This is a genomic window from Streptomyces sp. NPDC111656, from assembly GCF_055656965.1.
Genome location: NZ_JBVKCA010000008.1, coordinates 306,762 through 321,160 on the forward strand (window position 1 = coordinate 306,762; position 14,399 = coordinate 321,160).

19 protein-coding genes are annotated in these 14,399 nt (G+C 70.3%); 11 read left to right on the forward strand and 8 right to left on the reverse strand.

What is annotated here, in order from left to right; genetic code table 11:
* Positions 1–28: 28 nt before the first annotated feature.
* Positions 29–295 carry a hypothetical protein gene (locus ACZ7M3_RS25125; RefSeq protein WP_472065771.1) on the forward strand — a complete coding sequence of 89 codons (267 nt, stop codon included), beginning with the start codon at positions 29–31 and terminating at the stop codon, positions 293–295.
* Here ACZ7M3_RS25125 and ACZ7M3_RS25130 read toward each other — a convergent pair.
* Complete coding sequence (locus tag ACZ7M3_RS25130; protein WP_472065772.1) at positions 286–1,815, reverse strand: LCP family protein; 1,530 nt, start codon at positions 1,813–1,815, stop codon at positions 286–288. The genes ACZ7M3_RS25125 and ACZ7M3_RS25130 overlap by 10 nt on opposite strands.
* 78 nt (positions 1,816–1,893) lie before the next feature.
* Between ACZ7M3_RS25130 and tatA the strand changes: the two genes are divergently transcribed.
* Positions 1,894–2,148: a Sec-independent protein translocase subunit TatA gene (gene tatA, locus ACZ7M3_RS25135; RefSeq protein ID WP_450425737.1), complete on the forward strand. Its 255-nt coding sequence runs from the start codon at positions 1,894–1,896 to the stop codon at positions 2,146–2,148.
* A 57-nt stretch (positions 2,149–2,205) separates the two neighbouring features.
* Here the strand turns inward: tatA and ACZ7M3_RS25140 are convergent, their stop codons facing one another.
* The 4 genes from ACZ7M3_RS25140 to ACZ7M3_RS25155 all read right to left on the reverse strand — a co-directional run bounded on the left by ACZ7M3_RS25140 (position 2,206) and on the right by ACZ7M3_RS25155 (position 5,139).
* On the reverse strand, positions 2,206–2,688 hold the full coding sequence (locus tag ACZ7M3_RS25140) for a DUF5990 family protein (protein WP_472065773.1): 483 nt from the start codon (positions 2,686–2,688) through the stop codon (positions 2,206–2,208).
* Between the two features lie 154 nt (positions 2,689–2,842).
* Complete coding sequence (locus ACZ7M3_RS25145; RefSeq protein WP_472065774.1) at positions 2,843–3,919, reverse strand: chitinase; 1,077 nt, start codon at positions 3,917–3,919, stop codon at positions 2,843–2,845.
* 276 nt (positions 3,920–4,195) lie between these two features.
* Entirely contained in the window at positions 4,196–4,747 is a 552-nt protein-coding gene (locus ACZ7M3_RS25150; RefSeq protein WP_472065775.1) for a hypothetical protein, read from the reverse strand.
* A 206-nt stretch (positions 4,748–4,953) separates the two neighbouring features.
* Positions 4,954–5,139 carry a hypothetical protein gene (locus ACZ7M3_RS25155; protein WP_472065776.1) on the reverse strand — a complete coding sequence of 62 codons (186 nt, stop codon included), beginning with the start codon at positions 5,137–5,139 and terminating at the stop codon, positions 4,954–4,956.
* A 118-nt stretch (positions 5,140–5,257) separates the two neighbouring features.
* Between ACZ7M3_RS25155 and ACZ7M3_RS25160 the strand changes: the two genes are divergently transcribed.
* Positions 5,258–5,821 carry a CGNR zinc finger domain-containing protein gene (locus ACZ7M3_RS25160; protein ID WP_472065930.1) on the forward strand — a complete coding sequence of 188 codons (564 nt, stop codon included), beginning with the start codon at positions 5,258–5,260 and terminating at the stop codon, positions 5,819–5,821.
* Between the two features lie 25 nt (positions 5,822–5,846).
* On the opposite strand, the gene ACZ7M3_RS25165 is transcribed toward ACZ7M3_RS25160, so the two are convergent.
* The gene (locus tag ACZ7M3_RS25165; RefSeq protein WP_472065777.1) at positions 5,847–6,440 is read right to left on the reverse strand and encodes an ATP-binding protein; all 594 of its coding nucleotides are present in this window, start codon (positions 6,438–6,440) and stop codon (positions 5,847–5,849) included.
* A 204-nt stretch (positions 6,441–6,644) separates the two neighbouring features.
* Here ACZ7M3_RS25165 and ACZ7M3_RS25170 point away from each other — a divergent pair, with 204 nt between their 5' ends.
* From ACZ7M3_RS25170 to ACZ7M3_RS25185, 4 genes are all read left to right on the forward strand, one after another.
* Positions 6,645–7,241, forward strand: a complete 597-nt coding sequence (locus ACZ7M3_RS25170) for a TetR/AcrR family transcriptional regulator (RefSeq protein ID WP_472065778.1) — start codon at positions 6,645–6,647, stop codon at positions 7,239–7,241.
* Positions 7,242–7,375: 134 nt separating this feature from the next.
* Positions 7,376–7,885 carry an allene oxide cyclase barrel-like domain-containing protein gene (locus ACZ7M3_RS25175; RefSeq protein WP_472065779.1) on the forward strand — a complete coding sequence of 170 codons (510 nt, stop codon included), beginning with the start codon at positions 7,376–7,378 and terminating at the stop codon, positions 7,883–7,885.
* 35 nt (positions 7,886–7,920) lie between these two features.
* Entirely contained in the window at positions 7,921–8,394 is a 474-nt protein-coding gene (locus ACZ7M3_RS25180) for a VOC family protein (protein WP_472065780.1), read from the forward strand.
* A 104-nt stretch (positions 8,395–8,498) separates the two neighbouring features.
* Positions 8,499–9,260, forward strand: a complete 762-nt coding sequence (locus ACZ7M3_RS25185) for an SDR family oxidoreductase (RefSeq protein WP_472065781.1) — start codon at positions 8,499–8,501, stop codon at positions 9,258–9,260.
* Positions 9,261–9,284: 24 nt separating this feature from the next.
* Here ACZ7M3_RS25185 and ACZ7M3_RS25190 read toward each other — a convergent pair whose 3' ends face one another.
* On the reverse strand, positions 9,285–9,665 hold the full coding sequence (locus ACZ7M3_RS25190; RefSeq protein WP_351294783.1) for a winged helix-turn-helix transcriptional regulator: 381 nt from the start codon (positions 9,663–9,665) through the stop codon (positions 9,285–9,287).
* Positions 9,666–9,792: 127 nt separating this feature from the next.
* Between ACZ7M3_RS25190 and ACZ7M3_RS25195 the strand changes: the two genes are divergently transcribed.
* The 4 genes from ACZ7M3_RS25195 to ACZ7M3_RS25210 all read left to right on the forward strand — a co-directional run bounded on the left by ACZ7M3_RS25195 (position 9,793) and on the right by ACZ7M3_RS25210 (position 14,233).
* Entirely contained in the window at positions 9,793–10,656 is an 864-nt protein-coding gene (locus ACZ7M3_RS25195; protein ID WP_472065782.1) for an SDR family oxidoreductase, read from the forward strand.
* Positions 10,657–10,898: 242 nt separating this feature from the next.
* Positions 10,899–12,155, forward strand: coding sequence for a serine hydrolase domain-containing protein (locus ACZ7M3_RS25200; protein WP_472065783.1), 1,257 nt, complete (start codon positions 10,899–10,901; stop codon positions 12,153–12,155).
* A 133-nt stretch (positions 12,156–12,288) separates the two neighbouring features.
* The gene (locus tag ACZ7M3_RS25205) at positions 12,289–13,158 is read left to right on the forward strand and encodes a PP2C family protein-serine/threonine phosphatase (RefSeq protein ID WP_472065784.1); all 870 of its coding nucleotides are present in this window, start codon (positions 12,289–12,291) and stop codon (positions 13,156–13,158) included.
* A gap of 70 nt (positions 13,159–13,228) precedes the next feature.
* Entirely contained in the window at positions 13,229–14,233 is a 1,005-nt protein-coding gene (locus ACZ7M3_RS25210; protein ID WP_472065785.1) for an MASE1 domain-containing protein, read from the forward strand.
* A gap of 19 nt (positions 14,234–14,252) precedes the next feature.
* Here the strand turns inward: ACZ7M3_RS25210 and ACZ7M3_RS25215 are convergent, their stop codons facing one another.
* Positions 14,253–14,399 (reverse strand): hypothetical protein, encoded by a 147-nt coding sequence (locus tag ACZ7M3_RS25215; protein ID WP_472065786.1) that lies wholly within the window; start codon positions 14,397–14,399, stop codon positions 14,253–14,255.

Here is a 14,399-nt window from a genome sequence, read left to right on the forward strand (position 1 = left end):
TGAACGGGCGGAAGAGAGAAGGCGGGACATGGCCGCATCCTGGACGCGGTGGCGGTGGCTCACTCTGCTGGTCCTCGCCCTGGCCCTCTACGTCATCGTGCGGGCGGCCAACACCCCGCAGGCCACCCCTTCGCACGTCACCCCTTCGCACGTCGCCCCTCCGCGTGCCACTCCTTCCCCCGCCACTCCTTCCCCCGCCACTCCTTCCCTCGCCACCCCTTCACCCGTCAATCCTTCGTCCGCCACCCCTTCGTCCGAGACCACTCCGTCTCCGGCGGACGCGGTCTATCCGTAGGACAGGTTGGAGCACACGTCGTCGTCGGCGGAGCGCGCGTCACGCGCCACCGAAGTGGGGAGGGCGGTGGGCGTGGACGCGCGTGCGGCCGGCGCCGACGTGCTGCCCTTGGCGGCGTAGGTCCGGCCCAGGACGACGTCGACGCCCGCGCCCGGCACCGAGTTCAGTTCGGCGCCGGGAAAGAGCCGGGCGACCGTCTGGGCCCGGGCCCGCAGGCCCGCGCCGTACTCGATCACCGTGTCGGCGCGGTCCCGGTCGACCGCGTTCGCGGTACGGGTGACCGTGAAGCCGTGCTCGGTGAGGGCCGTCGCGGCGCGCGAGGCCAGGCCGCGCGTGGTGGTGCCGTTGTAGACGGCGACGTCGATACCGTCCCCCGAGACCTCCGCGGCGGTGCCGGGCGAGGTGGCCGCGGTGGCGGTCTGCCCGCCCTGCTCGCCCTTCTTGCCACCGGCGTCGGTGCCGTCGAGGGTGCGGTCGGCCTTGAGCGCGGCCCACAGCTGATCGGCGTCCGGCTGGACGATCGCGACCCGCTCCCCCTGGTAGCGCCAGGGGATGGTGGCGAACTTGGTGTCGTGGAGGTCGATGTTCTTCAGGGACATCGCGAACGAGATCAGCCGCTTCGCCGTGCCCAGCCCCGGGTCGACGGTCAGCGATTTCGTCGCGGCGTCGGCGAGCGGCAGCAGTCCGGTGGCGGTGAGCCCGTCGCTCTTCACCTTCTTCACCAGGCTGGCGACGAAGGCCTGTTGGCGTTTGATGCGGCCGATGTCGGAGCCGTCGCCGATGCCGTGCCGGATACGGACGTAGTCCAGCGCCCGCTGCCCGGAGAGGTTCTGCTCGCCCTTCCTGAAGAGCAGCCCGCCCCGGGTGGCGCGGTTGGGGTTGAGGTCCTTCTCGTACACGTCCTGCGGGAGGCACACCTTCACCCCGCCGACGACCCGCGTCAGTGCCGCGAAGCCCTTGAAGTCGATGACGACGGTGTGGTCGACGCGCAGGCCGGTCAGCTTCTCGACCGTGTTCTGGGTGCAGGCCGGGTTGCCCTTGGCCGTCTGCCCCACGGAGTACGCCTCGTTGAACATCGTGTTCGGCCGCGTCCTGGTCCACTTCCCGTCCGGGAGCTTGCACGGGGGGAGGGTGACCAGTGTGTCGCGGGGGATCGAGACGGCGACGGCGTGCCGGTGGTCGGCGTAGACGTGCAGCAGGAACGCGGTGTCGGAGCGGCCGATGTCGCCCTTGTCGCCGCCGCCCAGCGCGCTGTTTCCGTCCGTGCGCGCGTCCGAGCCGATGACGAGGACGTTCTCGCCCTTCGTCGAACCGGCCGGCCGGTCCTTGGAGAGACCGTCGGCGCCGAAGGTGTCGATGTTGCCGTTCAGCTTCAGATAGATCCAGCCGAGTCCGGCCGTGCCGAGCAGGAGCACGGACAGGGCCACGACGAGGGCGATCCGCAGAGGGCCCCGTCTGCGGCGCGGCGGCCGCGCCTGGTCGCTGGTCGTCACATGGGTGCTCTCATCCGTCCGACTCATACGTAGGGGACGCTCGGCCCCGCCCGATGGTTGTAAAGTTGCGCAACGTAGCAACAGTTAAGGGGAGAGGTGGGCGGGATGCTCCGCAACGGACTGGAACCCTGGCACCTGCTGATCGTGGCGATCGTGATCATCGTGCTGTTCGGCTCGAAGAAGCTGCCCGACACCGCCCGCGCGCTGGGCAAGTCGATGCGCATCCTCAAGAGCGAGACCGGCGCCATGAAGCACGACGGCACCGCACCCTCCACCGTGCCCTCCGCCGCGCCCCGGTCCGAGAGCGCGCCCGAGGCCGCGTCGGCCCGCCCGGTCGACCAGGGCACCGCGACCCGCTGAGGGTCCTCAACAGGCCTGCTCTCCGGCCTGGTTGGCCGACGTCCGCACCCTGGGTGTCTACGAGGCGGACTCGGCGGTCCATGTCTCGGCGGTCCATGTGATGTGCGGGGGTTCGACCCGCGCGCACAGGGGGTTGCCGTGGGCGTCGGTCAGGCCGAGGCGTCCGACCAGCAGGCCCTCACGCGCGGCGGCGGCGAGCACCTCGGCGGGGACGACGTCGAGCAGGAGCTTGGCGCGCCGGAACATGCTGAAGACGCCCGAGTCGTCGACCGTGCCCCACGACAGGTAGATGAACCGGCGGCCCAGACGGTCCTGCACGTAGGGCCCTTTGACGTCCGTGCCGGTCGGCGAGGCGAGCGCGGTGCACTCCAGGGTCCAGCTCGCGGACGCGGCGTCGCCGGGCTGCGGTTCGAGGAGTTCGGCCGGACGGTCCCGGCGTTGTACGGCCACGTGGATGTTGTCGTACGTCGGCGCGCCGCTGCCGACGGGGGCCGGACAGCTGCGGCCGGGCAGGTCGACGGCGTCGATACGGATGCGCATGCCGACCATCATCCCGCCATTCGAGCGCGGCGTACGACCCGGATGGGGTGATGCGCGCACGGCGTGGCGGAGCGAGGCCTCCCCGTCGGTGCCCTGTGCGACCGATGCCGTGGGGCGTGACGGAGTCGTCACGCCCCACGGCCCACCGGCCCCGTCAGCCCACGCGGATGCCCCGCGCGAACGGCTCGAAGATGTGGCTGAAGGTCCAGGTGTCCTGGGCGATGCCGGAGCAGGAGTTGGCGCCGGCCGTGCCCACGCAGCCGCCGTTGTCGCGCTGGAGGGCCCAGAAGGAGAGCGTGTCGATGCCCTTGGCGACCGCCCAGTTCTCCACCTTCACCGCGTCCTGCGGGGTGAAGGTCTCCTCCGGGCCGTAGTCGTCGATGCCGGGCATCTCGGTGACGCCGATCATGTGCCAGAGCTTCGCCGGGTTCTTCTTCGGGTGGAGCGCGGCGAGTTGGTCGTGCAGCCCGGACGCGGCGGTCTTGGTGTCGGCCGCCATGTCGTGGGTGGCGCCGTCCCAGTAGTCGAACGTCATGATGTTGACGACGTTCACGCGCGCGCCGTTGTCGACGGCGTTTCGCAGCAGCGCCACGCCGTTGGGTGCGAGGCCCGTGGCGGTGGTCGGCAGGGTGTAGGAGAACTGCACGCTGCGGCCGGTCCGTTCGGCCCAGCGCTCCACCTTGGCGACGGCCTTGTTGCGGCGGTCGATCCCGGCGGTGTTGTTGATGGAGTCGGCCTCGATGTCGAGGTCGATCCGGGTGACGCCGTAGGTCTTGACGAGGCTTTCGTAGACCGAGGCGATGGCGTCGACGTCGGTGCAGCTGTCGGCCAGTTCGGTGCCGGTGGTGTCGGCGCTGTAACCGCCGAAGGACGGGATGACGTTGCCGCCGCGCGCCTGGATCGCGGCGATGTCCCTGCCGAAGGTGGCCTTGGCGATCGGCTGGGTGGAGGCGCCGTTCCAGTACGCGGTGCACGAGCCCGCCGCGGCCGTCTGGAGAAAGGCCATCGTGAGGTACTTGTTGCCCGACTCGGCGGCGAGCGCGGCGGGGCTCTCGCCCGTCCACGCCTCGAAGTACGGCGCCACCACATGCGCGGGCATGTGCCGCGCGGCATGCGCGGGTGCCCGCTCCGCGGCGAGCGCGCCGCCTCCGCCGAGCGCGACCAGCCCGGCTGCGAGACCGGTCGCGGTGGCGCCGGACAGCAGCGCGCGAAGTGGCCCAGATCGTCTCATTGACGCTCCCATGGTGAAGGAAGAGGAGGTGGGACAGCGGGAATCCGGAAAGGTTCGTGCGATGTCCACCGGTCGGCACACGCCGGAGAGCTCTCCATGACCAAGGGCGAACAGGGACCATGGTTGGACTAGACCAATTGTCTGTCAAGGTTCTTTACAGTTAACTGTTCAGAACATGGCGAAACCGCCCTGAAACCGGGTTGTCCGGCGGGGTGGGGGCGGGTGTGGATCAAGGCCCGGGATCACGGCCCGGGTGTCATCCGCTTCAGCGGATGATCAGCAGCCGGTCCCGCTCGGGGTGAAGTCCATGCGGGCGTGCTCGTCCGCGCCGCGGGCTTCGGCGTAGGTGGCCTGGGTGACCTGGTACCAGACGTCGTCCCTGGCGGTGTCGCCGTCGACGTCGTCGAGTCTCACGCACCACCGCTGCGGCCGAACGGTTCGTGTGTACGTCTCGGTGCCCGCGCGGACCTTCTTGCAGCTCTGGTACCGCTCCGTGGTGTACCAGGTGCGGGTCGTCCTGTGCGTGCCCGTGCCCGTGCGCTGTGTGTGTCTGACCTGCCTGGTGGCGGACGTGCACTTCTTGACCAGGTGCGGGCGGGTGGCCCTGGTGGTCTTCGCGGCGAGGTGGTGGACCGAGTCCTTGAGTCCGGAGACGGTGTCCGGGCTCGGCGAGGGCTGCTGGACGGTGCCCGCACCGCTCTGACCGGCATCGGTCACGGCTCCCTGGTCCACGCCGCGTGTGTCGCCCCCGCCCCCACCGCCGCACGCGCCCAGCCCGGCTATGAGCACCGCGGTCGCTCCGGCCACCAGCAGCCGCCTGCCGAACATGTCTCCCCCTGAGGTCAGCGGCGGTCAGCGTAACGGATCACCGGACACGCGGCGCGCGGGAGGGCGTGGGGAAACCTTGCGCTGTCGGAAACGCTGTCAGAAGACCTGCGTGAAACAGCCGAAGCCGATCACGAGCACCCCCACGATCGCTGTCAGGGCTCTGAGGACCTGTGGTGTTCTCGTCGTCATCGCGGACTCCTCTCTGTTCACAGGCAGTAACGGACGAGCCACTCGTCCGCGTTGTACGCGTCTCGGGCCGGGTCGGGCACCGTGGCGGGCCGTTCCTCGACCGTGTCCTCGGCCCGCACGCGCTCCGGCAGCGTGCCGAACCGCGCACGGCGTGCCGCCTCCGCGGCGTCGGGGGCCGTCTTCGTCCGCTCCGTCTGTGTCATCTCGCGTACCTCGCTTCGGTAGGTGCACCCCGGTCGGCGACATCGACCGGTCACCTACTCAACTGGTGATGATGCCCAGATGTTCCGGCCTCGCGCATCACCTGTCAAGATGGTGACTGTGAATCTGGATCACGCCTTCGTCTGCGGGAACCCGGCGCTCGACTTCGCCGCGACACTCCGCGCTCGCCGCTCGCTGCGGTTCGAGATGCTCGCCTCGCCGGACCGCCTCGACGCCTGGTACCTGGAGTCCGGAGTGGTCGACTCCGTCTCCGGGAGCCAGGACTCCGACGTCGGGCGGGCGACGGCGGTGCGGGAGGCCGTCTACGCGCTGGTCACCGCCCGCCGGCTGGGCGACGCGTACGACGACGAGGCCCTGGCCGTGCTGAACGCCGCAGCCCGGAACGCCGCGGCGACACCGCAGCTCACCCCGGCGGGCCGCTGGACGGCGGCGACCCCGGAAGAAGCGCTGTCGACCGTGGCGCGGCTCGCCGTCGAGCTGCTGGGCGGACCGGATGTGCCGCTGCTCAAGGAGTGCGGCAACCCGGAGTGCACCCGGATCTACATCGACCGCTCGCGAGGCATGCGTCGGCAGTGGTGCGGCATGGAGTCCTGCGGCAACAGGATCAAGGCCGCGGCCTACCGCGCCCGCAAGAGGGAGGCGCGGCCGGTCGCGACCGCCTGATCGACGGTCGGCGCCGCGCACCGGCTCAGTCGCGGGCGGTTGACTCCTGCGGCGAGGACGCCTCCGCCGGCAGTTGGAACCACATGGTCTTGCCGGTGGCGGTAGCGATGCTGCCCCAGGCCTCGGCGAGCAGATCGAGCAGGTCGATGCCGCGCCCGCCCTCCGCGTCGGCGTCGACGACACGCCGTACGGGCCCGGTGGGGTCGGTGTCCTCGACCTCGCACCGCAGGCGGGAGTCGCGCACCTGCAGGTTGAGCCGCAGCGGGCCGCGCGTGTGGCACAGGGCGTTGGTGACCAGTTCGCTGACCAGGAGCTCGGCCGTGTCGGCCAGGTCCTGCAGACCCCATTCGCCCAGTTGCGCGGTCACCAGGCGCCGGCCCTGGCGGACCGAGGTCAGCTCCCGCGGCAGGGGCCAGGAGGCGTCCCAGTCGGTGGCACGGCCGCGAGGCGCGTCAAAGGGGCGTACGGGTGCCAGCGTGCGCGACCAGAGGGCCTGTTGCCGGGCGAACCACGAGGTGAATGCGGCCTTGCGCCCCGACTCCTCCTGTCGGCGGCGGCACAGCCGGGCGATGAGTCCCCTGCGCGGGGTCGCGGTGAGGCCGATGGCCTGGAAGGCCATGGCGAATCAGTCCCTTCTGGAGCGTCGGCGGCCGTGGTTGCCGCGGCGGCGGGGCTGCGCCGGTGACCGGGCCCGGCATGCCGGGCCCCGCATTCGCGTAGCGCTCGCTACATTTCAAATATACGCGTAGCGGGCGCTACAGTAAATACCTCGGCAAAAACCAATGAATCGGACAACGCACCTCCGACCGCACGGGGAGCCTCCATGCCGCGCCCGCCCGACCCGGCCAAACGACGCGACCTGCTGGACCAGGTCCGCGAGTACATGATCCGCAATGGCCTGGCGGACCTGTCCCTCCGCCCGCTGGCCCGGGCCCTGGGCACCAGCGACCGCATGCTCCTGTACTACTTCGGCACCAAGGAACGCATGGTCGCCGAGGCGCTCGCCCTGGACGAGCGGCGACCGCTCCTGCGCACCCGGAGCCTGCTCGGCGCCGACGACGCTCCCAGGGACCCGGCGTGGGTCCGCCGTTTCATGGAGGGGGTCTGGCGGCAGTTCGCCGACCCCGACATGCGTGCCGCGCTCCCCCTCTATCTCGAGATCATGATCAGCGGCCTGCTCCGTCCCGACCGGTACGGACCCGTCATGCGCAACATTCTCGCCGAGTGGACGGGCCTGCTCACCTCCGTCTTCCGCGACATGGGCCTGCCCGAGGCGCGAGCACGCGCGGAGGCCGTCCTCCTGGTCGACGCGTGCTTCGGTCTGATCGTCGGACCCGTGGTCGACGGGGACTGGGACGAGGCCGACGCGGCCTTCCGCGTCCTCCTCGACCGCCTCGAACCCGGCTGGCGAGCCACGTAGCGAACGCCGCCCCGCTGCCCGCCCCGCTGGGGGAGAAGCTGTCGGCGACCCCGTGGGCGACGTCGCGCGACGGGACGTACGAACCGGTACGTTAGGAACGAAGGGCACATCTCCGCCCCTGTGGGAGACCCACCATGCGCAGGATCAGTCAGCGCTGTCTGAGTGCGGTCGCGGGCCTGGCCGCCGCCCTCGTCGTCGCCCCGCCGGCGTCGGCCGCGACATCGACCCCGCACAGCCGACCGGACACCCAACAGCGCACGCAGGTATTCCAGTTGGTCGCCAAGCAGACCCAGTCGGAATCCCTCGACCTGGGCAAGAAGGGGCTCAGCCGGGGTGACGAACTCGTCATCGCAGAGGACCTGTACCGCGACGGCCGGAAGATCGGCGACCACAGCGTGGTCTGCGTCCATGTCCACCTCGATCCGGACGAGCTCCAGTGCGTCGGCACCTTCGCTCTGCCGCAGGGGCAGATCACCTCGCAGGCGCTGCTCCACCTCCCGCCGGCCCCTTCCATCGACATCGCCGTCACCGGCGGTTCGGGTGCCTTCAGTTCGGCTCGGGGCTATGTCCACACCGTCCCGGCCGGGAAGACGGTACGGAACCTCACCTTCCACATCACTCTTGACGCCTCATCAGGAACCTGAGTGCGTCGAGAAGAGTCGAGAAGAAGGACATCCGCATGGACCTGAAACTCGAAGTCGTCGTGTTGCCCGTCTCCGACGTCGACCGGGCCAGGATTTTCTACGAGGCGGCGGGATTCCGGATGGACGCCGACCACGCCGCCGATGACGACTACCGGGTGGTGCAGTTCACGCCGCCCGGCTCCGAATGCGCCGTCATCTTCGGCAAGGGGGTCACCTCCGCCGAGCCCGGCTCGGTCCGGGGCCTGTACCTCATCGTTGCGGACATCGAGAAGGCCCACGCGGAGCTCAGCGGCCGAGGCGTCGAGATGAGCGAGGTGTTCCACGACGCCGGAGGGATCTTCCAGCACGGCCACGGCGACCAGGGGGTCACCCACCAGGGCGGGGAGGCGGAACGGGTGCCCGGCCCGCACCCCGACCGTGCCGACTACGGCTCCTACGCCACCTTCAGCGACCCGGACGGCAACGGCTGGGTGCTCCAGGAGGTGAGGAAGCGGGCCCCCGGCCGCTGACACCACGTGCCCGCGACCGTAGAACCAGGCTGATGTCCGGAGGCAGGGATGACAGACAGCAACCATGGCCATGCCGCGACCGTTCTCGACGACGGCCCCTCCTCATGACCGCCGCACCCGGTGTTCCCGGCACCCATCGCCGGTCCGACCTCGCCGGCCGGACGGTCGTGGTCATCGGCGCCAGCGCGGGAATCGGACTCGAGGCCGCCCGCCAGGTACGTGCGGACGGCGGCCGGTTGGTCCTGGTCGGCCGCAACCCCGAACGGCTGCGGCAGGCCGCGCTGGAGCTGGAACCCGCCGGCACGGCCGCGTTCGACGCCACCGACACCGAGCGCCTCCAGCGGTTCTTCCAGGATCTGTCCGGACCGGTCGACCATGTGCTGGTCACAGCCGGAGGCCCCTACTACATGCCGTTGGAGAGCATGGACCTCGCCGACGCCCGCCGCGCCTTCGACGAGCGCATCGCCCTGGCCCTCGAGGTCGCCCTCTACAGCCGTGACAAGATCCGCGCCGGTGGCACCCTGTTGTTCATCGGAGGCACCGGCGGCCGACGCCCCGGTGTCGGCATGGCCGTCGCGTCGGCCGCCACCGCGGCACTGCCCGCCCTCGTCGCCAATCTGGCGCTCGAGATGGCGCCGGTCCGGGTCAATCTCATCGCCGCCGGATTCGTCGACACACCCCTGTCGGCCTCGTTGTTGGGGGACCAACTCGATGCCCGGCGCGAGGAACTGCGGACCACGCTTCCCATCCGACGGGTGGTCGGCCCGGCCGACGTCGCCGCTCTCGCCGTACACATCATGTGCAACGACGCGCTCACCGGTGCGACGTACGACATCGACGGCGGCCAGCAACTCCTCCCGCACTGACAGCCGCCCGGGGCCGGGTGCCGTTCAGGCACGGCCCTTCGCCGTGTCGTAGTCCTTCCGCGCCCGCTCCACCCGGTCCATCCGGTCGTTGGTCCACAGTGCCAGCGCGCGGATCTGTACGGCCGCCTCGTGGCCCAGCTCCGTCAGGGAGTAGTCGACGTGGGGCGGGATCACCGGCTTGACGTCGCGGTTCACCAGACCGTCCCGCTCCAGACTCTGGAGGGTCTGTGCCAGCATCTTCTCGGTCACCGGGCCGACGGAGTCGGTGGAGTCGATCGCCCGGCGCAGCTCGGCGAAGCGGTGCGAACGCTCCAGGAGCCGGATCAGGACGAGGACGCCCCACCGGCTGGTGACGTGCTCCAGGGTCAGGCGCTGGGGACACAGTTGCCCGGTGCTCACGGCCATGTCAGTACCGTACTTCAAAGTACGTACTCACGCAGAGTGACAGAAACTCCTAGGGTCTTGGCCAGAGACCTTCTCGCCCTTCACGGCCTTCGGCGTCCTTTCACGCCTCTCCCAAGGAGTTGTCCTCATGAGTTTTGTCGTCACCGGAGCCTCCGGGCATCTCGGCCGTCTGGTCGTCGAGGGACTGCTGGAGAAGGTCCCGGCCGACCAGGTCACCGCGCTCGTACGGAGCGAGGAGAAGGGCGCCGCCTTCACGGCCCACGGCGTGCGGACCGCGATCGTCGACTACAACGCCCCCGAGACCTTCGACGGCCTCTTCACGGCGGGTGACAGGGTGCTGCTGATCTCCAGCAGTGAGATGACCAGGGACCGCGTGGCCCAGCACAAGGTCGTCGTGGACGCCGCCCGGGCCGCCGGGGTCGCCCTCGTCGCCTACACCAGCGCCGCCGGCACCCACGAGGCGCCGCTCACCGAGGCCCACCGGGGGACGGAGAAGCTGCTCGTGGACTCCGGCCTGCCGTACGTCCTGCTGCGGAACAACTGGTACAGCGAGATCTTCGTCGACCGGCTGGAGACTGTGGTCGAGCACGGCGTCCTGGTCCGGGCCGCGGGCGAGGGCCGTATCGCCTCCGCGACCCGCGCCGACTACGCGGCCGGCGCCGTGGCGGTGCTCACCGGCGAAGGCCACGAGAACACGGCGTACGAGCTGAGCGGGGACCACGCCTGGAGCTTCGCGGAGTTCGCCGCCGAGCTGGGCCGGCAGACGGACAAGGAGATCGCCTACCAGCCGGTCACCGTCGAGGCGTACGTCGACCTGCTGGTCGGCGCGGGGATGCCCGAGCTGTACGCCGGGATCATGGCGGACGCCGACGCGTCCTTCGGCCAGGGCGAACTGGCTTTCACGAGTGGGGAGTTGTCACGTCTGATCGGTCGCCCCACCACGCCGATCGGCGACACCGTCGCGGCCGCCCTGAAGCGAGCGCGACCGTGACCATGTCCGCACGGATCACGACCCCCTTCACGACCCCCTTCGCGACCCCCTTCACGACCCCGTCCACCGCCGCCGAGGTGGCCGACGGCCTCGACCTCTCCTGACCCGCAGTCAGTTGTCGGGGTGTGATCAGGGTTTGCTCAGGGGCGTTCCCTGATGAGCCGGGGTGTCGGGGCGGAAGAGACTCGTGGCCGGGCCGTTAGGCCGCCGGTCCGACCGCCACCACTCTGGAGAGCCTCACTGTGAACTCCTCTGCCGCCCGTACCCGTTGGTCCAGCGTGGCCGCGTCCGGCGCCGTGCTGGTCGCCCTGGCCGCGGGTACGGCCGCTCCCGCCTCCGCCGTCACCCCGGCGCCGGCGCCCGCCACCGTCGCCGCGACCGGCGCGCCGCTGCCCGGACTCGACCCGGTAAAGCTCCGGGCGGCCATCGGGGGCCTGCCGAACGCGGACGTCACCGGCGCGCTGCTGCGGATCACCGGCAGCGCGGGCCACTGGTCGGGCACCTCGGGCGTGGGCGACCTGGAGACCGGTCAGGGCGTCCCGCTCGACGCGCACCTCCGGATCGGCAGCATCTCCAAGGCCTTCACCGCCACCGTCGTCCTCCAGCTCGCCGCCGATCACCGGATCGACCTGGACCGGCCCGTCCAGCAGTACCTTCCGGGCGTCCTGCCCGCCGACCTGCCGCCCGTCGAGGTCGGGCAGCTGCTCAACCACACCAGCGGCCTGCCGCGCGGTGCCGCAGGTCCGGACTTCGGCGACGGCAGCCCCGAGTGGTTCGCCGCCAACCGCCTCAGGAGCTTCACCCCGCAGCAGGTGGTCGCCCTGATGGCAGGCCAACCCATGCAGTTCGCGCCGGGCACCGCGCAGCAGTACAACGGGATGAACTACTACGTCGCCGGCCTGCTCATCGAGAAGATCACCGGGCACACCTTCGCCCACGAGGTGCGATCCCGCATCACCCGGCCCCTCGGACTGCACGACACCTACGTCCCCGACGCCGACGACCCGAGCCTGCCCGGCCCGCACTCCCACGGCTATCTGACGGTCACGTCCTCGGACGGCACCACGCACCCGGTGGACGTCACCGAACAGAGCCCCTGGCCCTGGGCCGAGGGCGGCATGATCTCCACTCCCGCCGACCTCGACCGTTTCATGACCGCTCTCTTCCGTGGGCGTTTCCTCCCGCCGGCCCAGCAGGCCGAGCTCTTCACCGTCCCCGACGTCCCCAGCTTCCACAGCAGCCAGTGCCGCACCGAGGCCGACGCCGGCCGTGCCTGTATGTCCATGGGCATCATGAGGGTGACGGCCTCTAACGGTGTCGTGGTCTGGGGCAAGACCGGTTCCCGCCCCGGCTGGACCAGCGGTGTGTTCGCCACCTGCGACTTCTCCCGCAAGGTCGTCTACTCCGTCAACCCGACCAACCTCGACGGCACCGAGATTCGCTACGTCCAGCGGATCGCCGCCGCCTCCTTCGGCACCGTGGTCCCGACCACGAACTGAGCGCAGCGCTCCGTTTTCGCTGGTCGTGGCAGTGACAGCGCGGTGTGCGTCGGCAGGATGCGCTGCCGGTAACAGGGGTACCGTGAACTCGTGACCTACGGCGCAAATGCGACAAAACCTGAAACGTGATGCCATGTCCCGCCGCCGCACCGATTCGTCCAGTGGGACCGCAGAGCTGCTGAACACGCTCGGTGATCTCACCGGCCGGATACTGGACCGGATCAAGGTCCAGCAGGCCCGCGTGGAACTCGCTGCCGCGCTGCAGCGCCAGGTCCTCGCCGCCGAGTTGCCGGTCCTGCCATATCTGCACGTGGCGGGACGGTACGCACCTGCACGGGACGGCCTGGACATAGGAGGCGACTGGTACGACGGCTTCCTCATGCCGGACGGCTCGGTGGGATTCGTGATCGGAGATGTACAGGGCCACGATGTCGAGGCCGCGGCTCTCATGGGGCAGGTGCGTGCCTGTCTGCGCGCCGTCGCCATCGCCACCACGGACCCGGCGGAGGTGCTCCGGCGCACCAACGACCTGCTCGTCACCATGGACTACGGGCTGTTCGTGACCTGTTCGTTCCTGCGCTTCGACCCGGTCACGAGCGAACTCGCCGACGCCCGCGCCGGGCACGTCCCCGCCGTCTGGGCCATGGCGGACGGCTGCTGCGACATCGTCCTGAACGACGGCGGTCTGCCGCTGGGCATCCGGGCGGGCGAGAGCTACCCGTCGACCCGCCGACCGCTCACGGGCGTGGGCGCCTTCGTGCTGCTCACCGACGGCGTGGTGGAAGGCCCCAGCTATCCGATCGAGGAAGGCCTCAAGCAGGTGGCCGGCTTGGTCAACGGCGCCTGTCACACTGACCCCGATGAGCTGGCCGCGCAGGTGATCAAGGTGGCTGATCTCACCGGCCACAGCGACGACGCCGCGGTCCTTGTCCTTCGTTACGGAGGGCTCCGGGACGAGTGGTGCTCCGGAGGGTCCCAGGAACAGCGGCAGGGCGAAAGATGAGCGGCATGCGTGGCAGGTACGACCCCGGTGCGGCACGCTTCGCCCGGTGTGATCGCTGTGGTGGGCGGGGATGAGCAATGCGACGCGCGGTGAGCGGCTCCGGCGGTACACCGTCAAGGGCCTGCAACTGGCTGCCATCGCGGCCGCTTACTACGGCAGCGCCGAGATCGGGCTGGAGCAGCAACTGGTACGAGGGCAGGTCACGCCGCTCTGGCCGCCCACCGGCGTCGCTGTCGTCGTCCTGATGCTCTGGGGCCTTCGCATGTGGCCAGGAATCGCCCTCGGGGCCTTCCTGGTCAACGTGATGCTCGGGCCGTCGATCCTCCCCGTGCTCGCCATCGCGGTCGGTAACACGCTCGCCCCGGTCTGCGCCTACCTCCTCCTGCGGCGTGTGGGATTCCGTACCGCACTCGACCGGCTGCAGGACGCTCTGGCGCTGGTCTTCCTCGGGGCCCTGAGCGGGATGGTGATCAGCGCGACCGTCGGTACGGGAGCCCTGGTGGCCTCCGGCGCGCTGCCAATCCATGACTTCTGGCCGACCTGGTCGGTGTGGTGGACGGGCGACGCGATGGGGGTCCTGGTCATCGCGCCGTTGCTGCTGGCCGCGCGCACCGTCCGATGGCCACGCGGCGCACCTGTCCTGCGCTGGGTCGAGGCGATCGCCCTGCTCGGCGGCACGGCCGCGGTCAGTGTGCTGGCCACGCACAGCACGCTCGCCCTGCTCTTTCTCGTCGTCCCCTTCCTGATCTGGGCCGCCTTCCGCTTCCAGCTGGTCGGCGCCGCGCCCTGTGCGTTGATCGCTTCCGTGATCGCGATCGACGCGGGTGCCGCCGGGGCGGGTCCGTTCGCCAGTCACGATCTCCTCGCCAAGATGGTCGTCCTGCAGGCCTTCAACGGCACCGTGTCACTGACGGCCCTTCTGCTCTCGGCGGTCATCAGCGAGCAGAAACGCACCCTCCGTGAGATCGAAGAGGCCTGCCGGCGCCTGACGGAGGCGCTGTCCCGGCTCGCGCCGGACGAGACGTTCGACAAGTGGCCGTCTTGCCGCCCGGAGGGGCCGGATCATCAGAAGTAGCAGGTGAGCGGTCAGCGCGTCAGGTGCCTCTCGACCGACGGGCCAGGAGCTTGCCCAGTTCCCACAGGAGCAGGAGCGCGACGGCGGCCAGCAGCGCCCAGCCGAACTGCCCCGCGTTGATCTGCGTCGTCCCGAGGATGCGGCGGAAGCCGTCCTGCTGGGTCAT

What these genes read in the sequence shown, in the direction of transcription:
- ACZ7M3_RS25150 (WP_472065775.1), bottom strand. Translation starts at nt 4,747, where the DNA reads ATGTTCGGCAGGCGGCTGCTGGTGGCCGGAGCGACCGCGGTGCTCATA.
- ACZ7M3_RS25140 (WP_472065773.1), bottom strand. Translation starts at nt 2,688, where the DNA reads ATGCGCATCCGTATCGACGCCGTCGACCTGCCCGGCCGCAGCTGTCCG.
- ACZ7M3_RS25145 (WP_472065774.1), bottom strand. Translation starts at nt 3,919, where the DNA reads ATGAGACGATCTGGGCCACTTCGCGCGCTGCTGTCCGGCGCCACCGCG.
- ACZ7M3_RS25195 (WP_472065782.1), top strand. Translation starts at nt 9,793, where the DNA reads ATGAGTTTTGTCGTCACCGGAGCCTCCGGGCATCTCGGCCGTCTGGTC.
- ACZ7M3_RS25180 (WP_472065780.1), top strand. Translation starts at nt 7,921, where the DNA reads ATGGACCTGAAACTCGAAGTCGTCGTGTTGCCCGTCTCCGACGTCGAC.
- ACZ7M3_RS25215 (WP_472065786.1), bottom strand. Translation starts at nt 14,399, where the DNA reads ATGACCCAGCAGGACGGCTTCCGCCGCATCCTCGGGACGACGCAGATC.
- ACZ7M3_RS25155 (WP_472065776.1), bottom strand. Translation starts at nt 5,139, where the DNA reads ATGACACAGACGGAGCGGACGAAGACGGCCCCCGACGCCGCGGAGGCG.
- ACZ7M3_RS25125 (WP_472065771.1), top strand. Translation starts at nt 29, where the DNA reads ATGGCCGCATCCTGGACGCGGTGGCGGTGGCTCACTCTGCTGGTCCTC.
- tatA (WP_450425737.1), top strand. Translation starts at nt 1,894, where the DNA reads ATGCTCCGCAACGGACTGGAACCCTGGCACCTGCTGATCGTGGCGATC.
- ACZ7M3_RS25165 (WP_472065777.1), bottom strand. Translation starts at nt 6,440, where the DNA reads ATGGCCTTCCAGGCCATCGGCCTCACCGCGACCCCGCGCAGGGGACTC.
- ACZ7M3_RS25185 (WP_472065781.1), top strand. Translation starts at nt 8,499, where the DNA reads ATGACCGCCGCACCCGGTGTTCCCGGCACCCATCGCCGGTCCGACCTC.
- ACZ7M3_RS25210 (WP_472065785.1), top strand. Translation starts at nt 13,229, where the DNA reads ATGAGCAATGCGACGCGCGGTGAGCGGCTCCGGCGGTACACCGTCAAG.
- ACZ7M3_RS25130 (WP_472065772.1), bottom strand. Translation starts at nt 1,815, where the DNA reads ATGAGTCGGACGGATGAGAGCACCCATGTGACGACCAGCGACCAGGCG.
- ACZ7M3_RS25175 (WP_472065779.1), top strand. Translation starts at nt 7,376, where the DNA reads ATGCGCAGGATCAGTCAGCGCTGTCTGAGTGCGGTCGCGGGCCTGGCC.
- ACZ7M3_RS25170 (WP_472065778.1), top strand. Translation starts at nt 6,645, where the DNA reads ATGCCGCGCCCGCCCGACCCGGCCAAACGACGCGACCTGCTGGACCAG.
- ACZ7M3_RS25205 (WP_472065784.1), top strand. Translation starts at nt 12,289, where the DNA reads ATGTCCCGCCGCCGCACCGATTCGTCCAGTGGGACCGCAGAGCTGCTG.
- ACZ7M3_RS25190 (WP_351294783.1), bottom strand. Translation starts at nt 9,665, where the DNA reads ATGGCCGTGAGCACCGGGCAACTGTGTCCCCAGCGCCTGACCCTGGAG.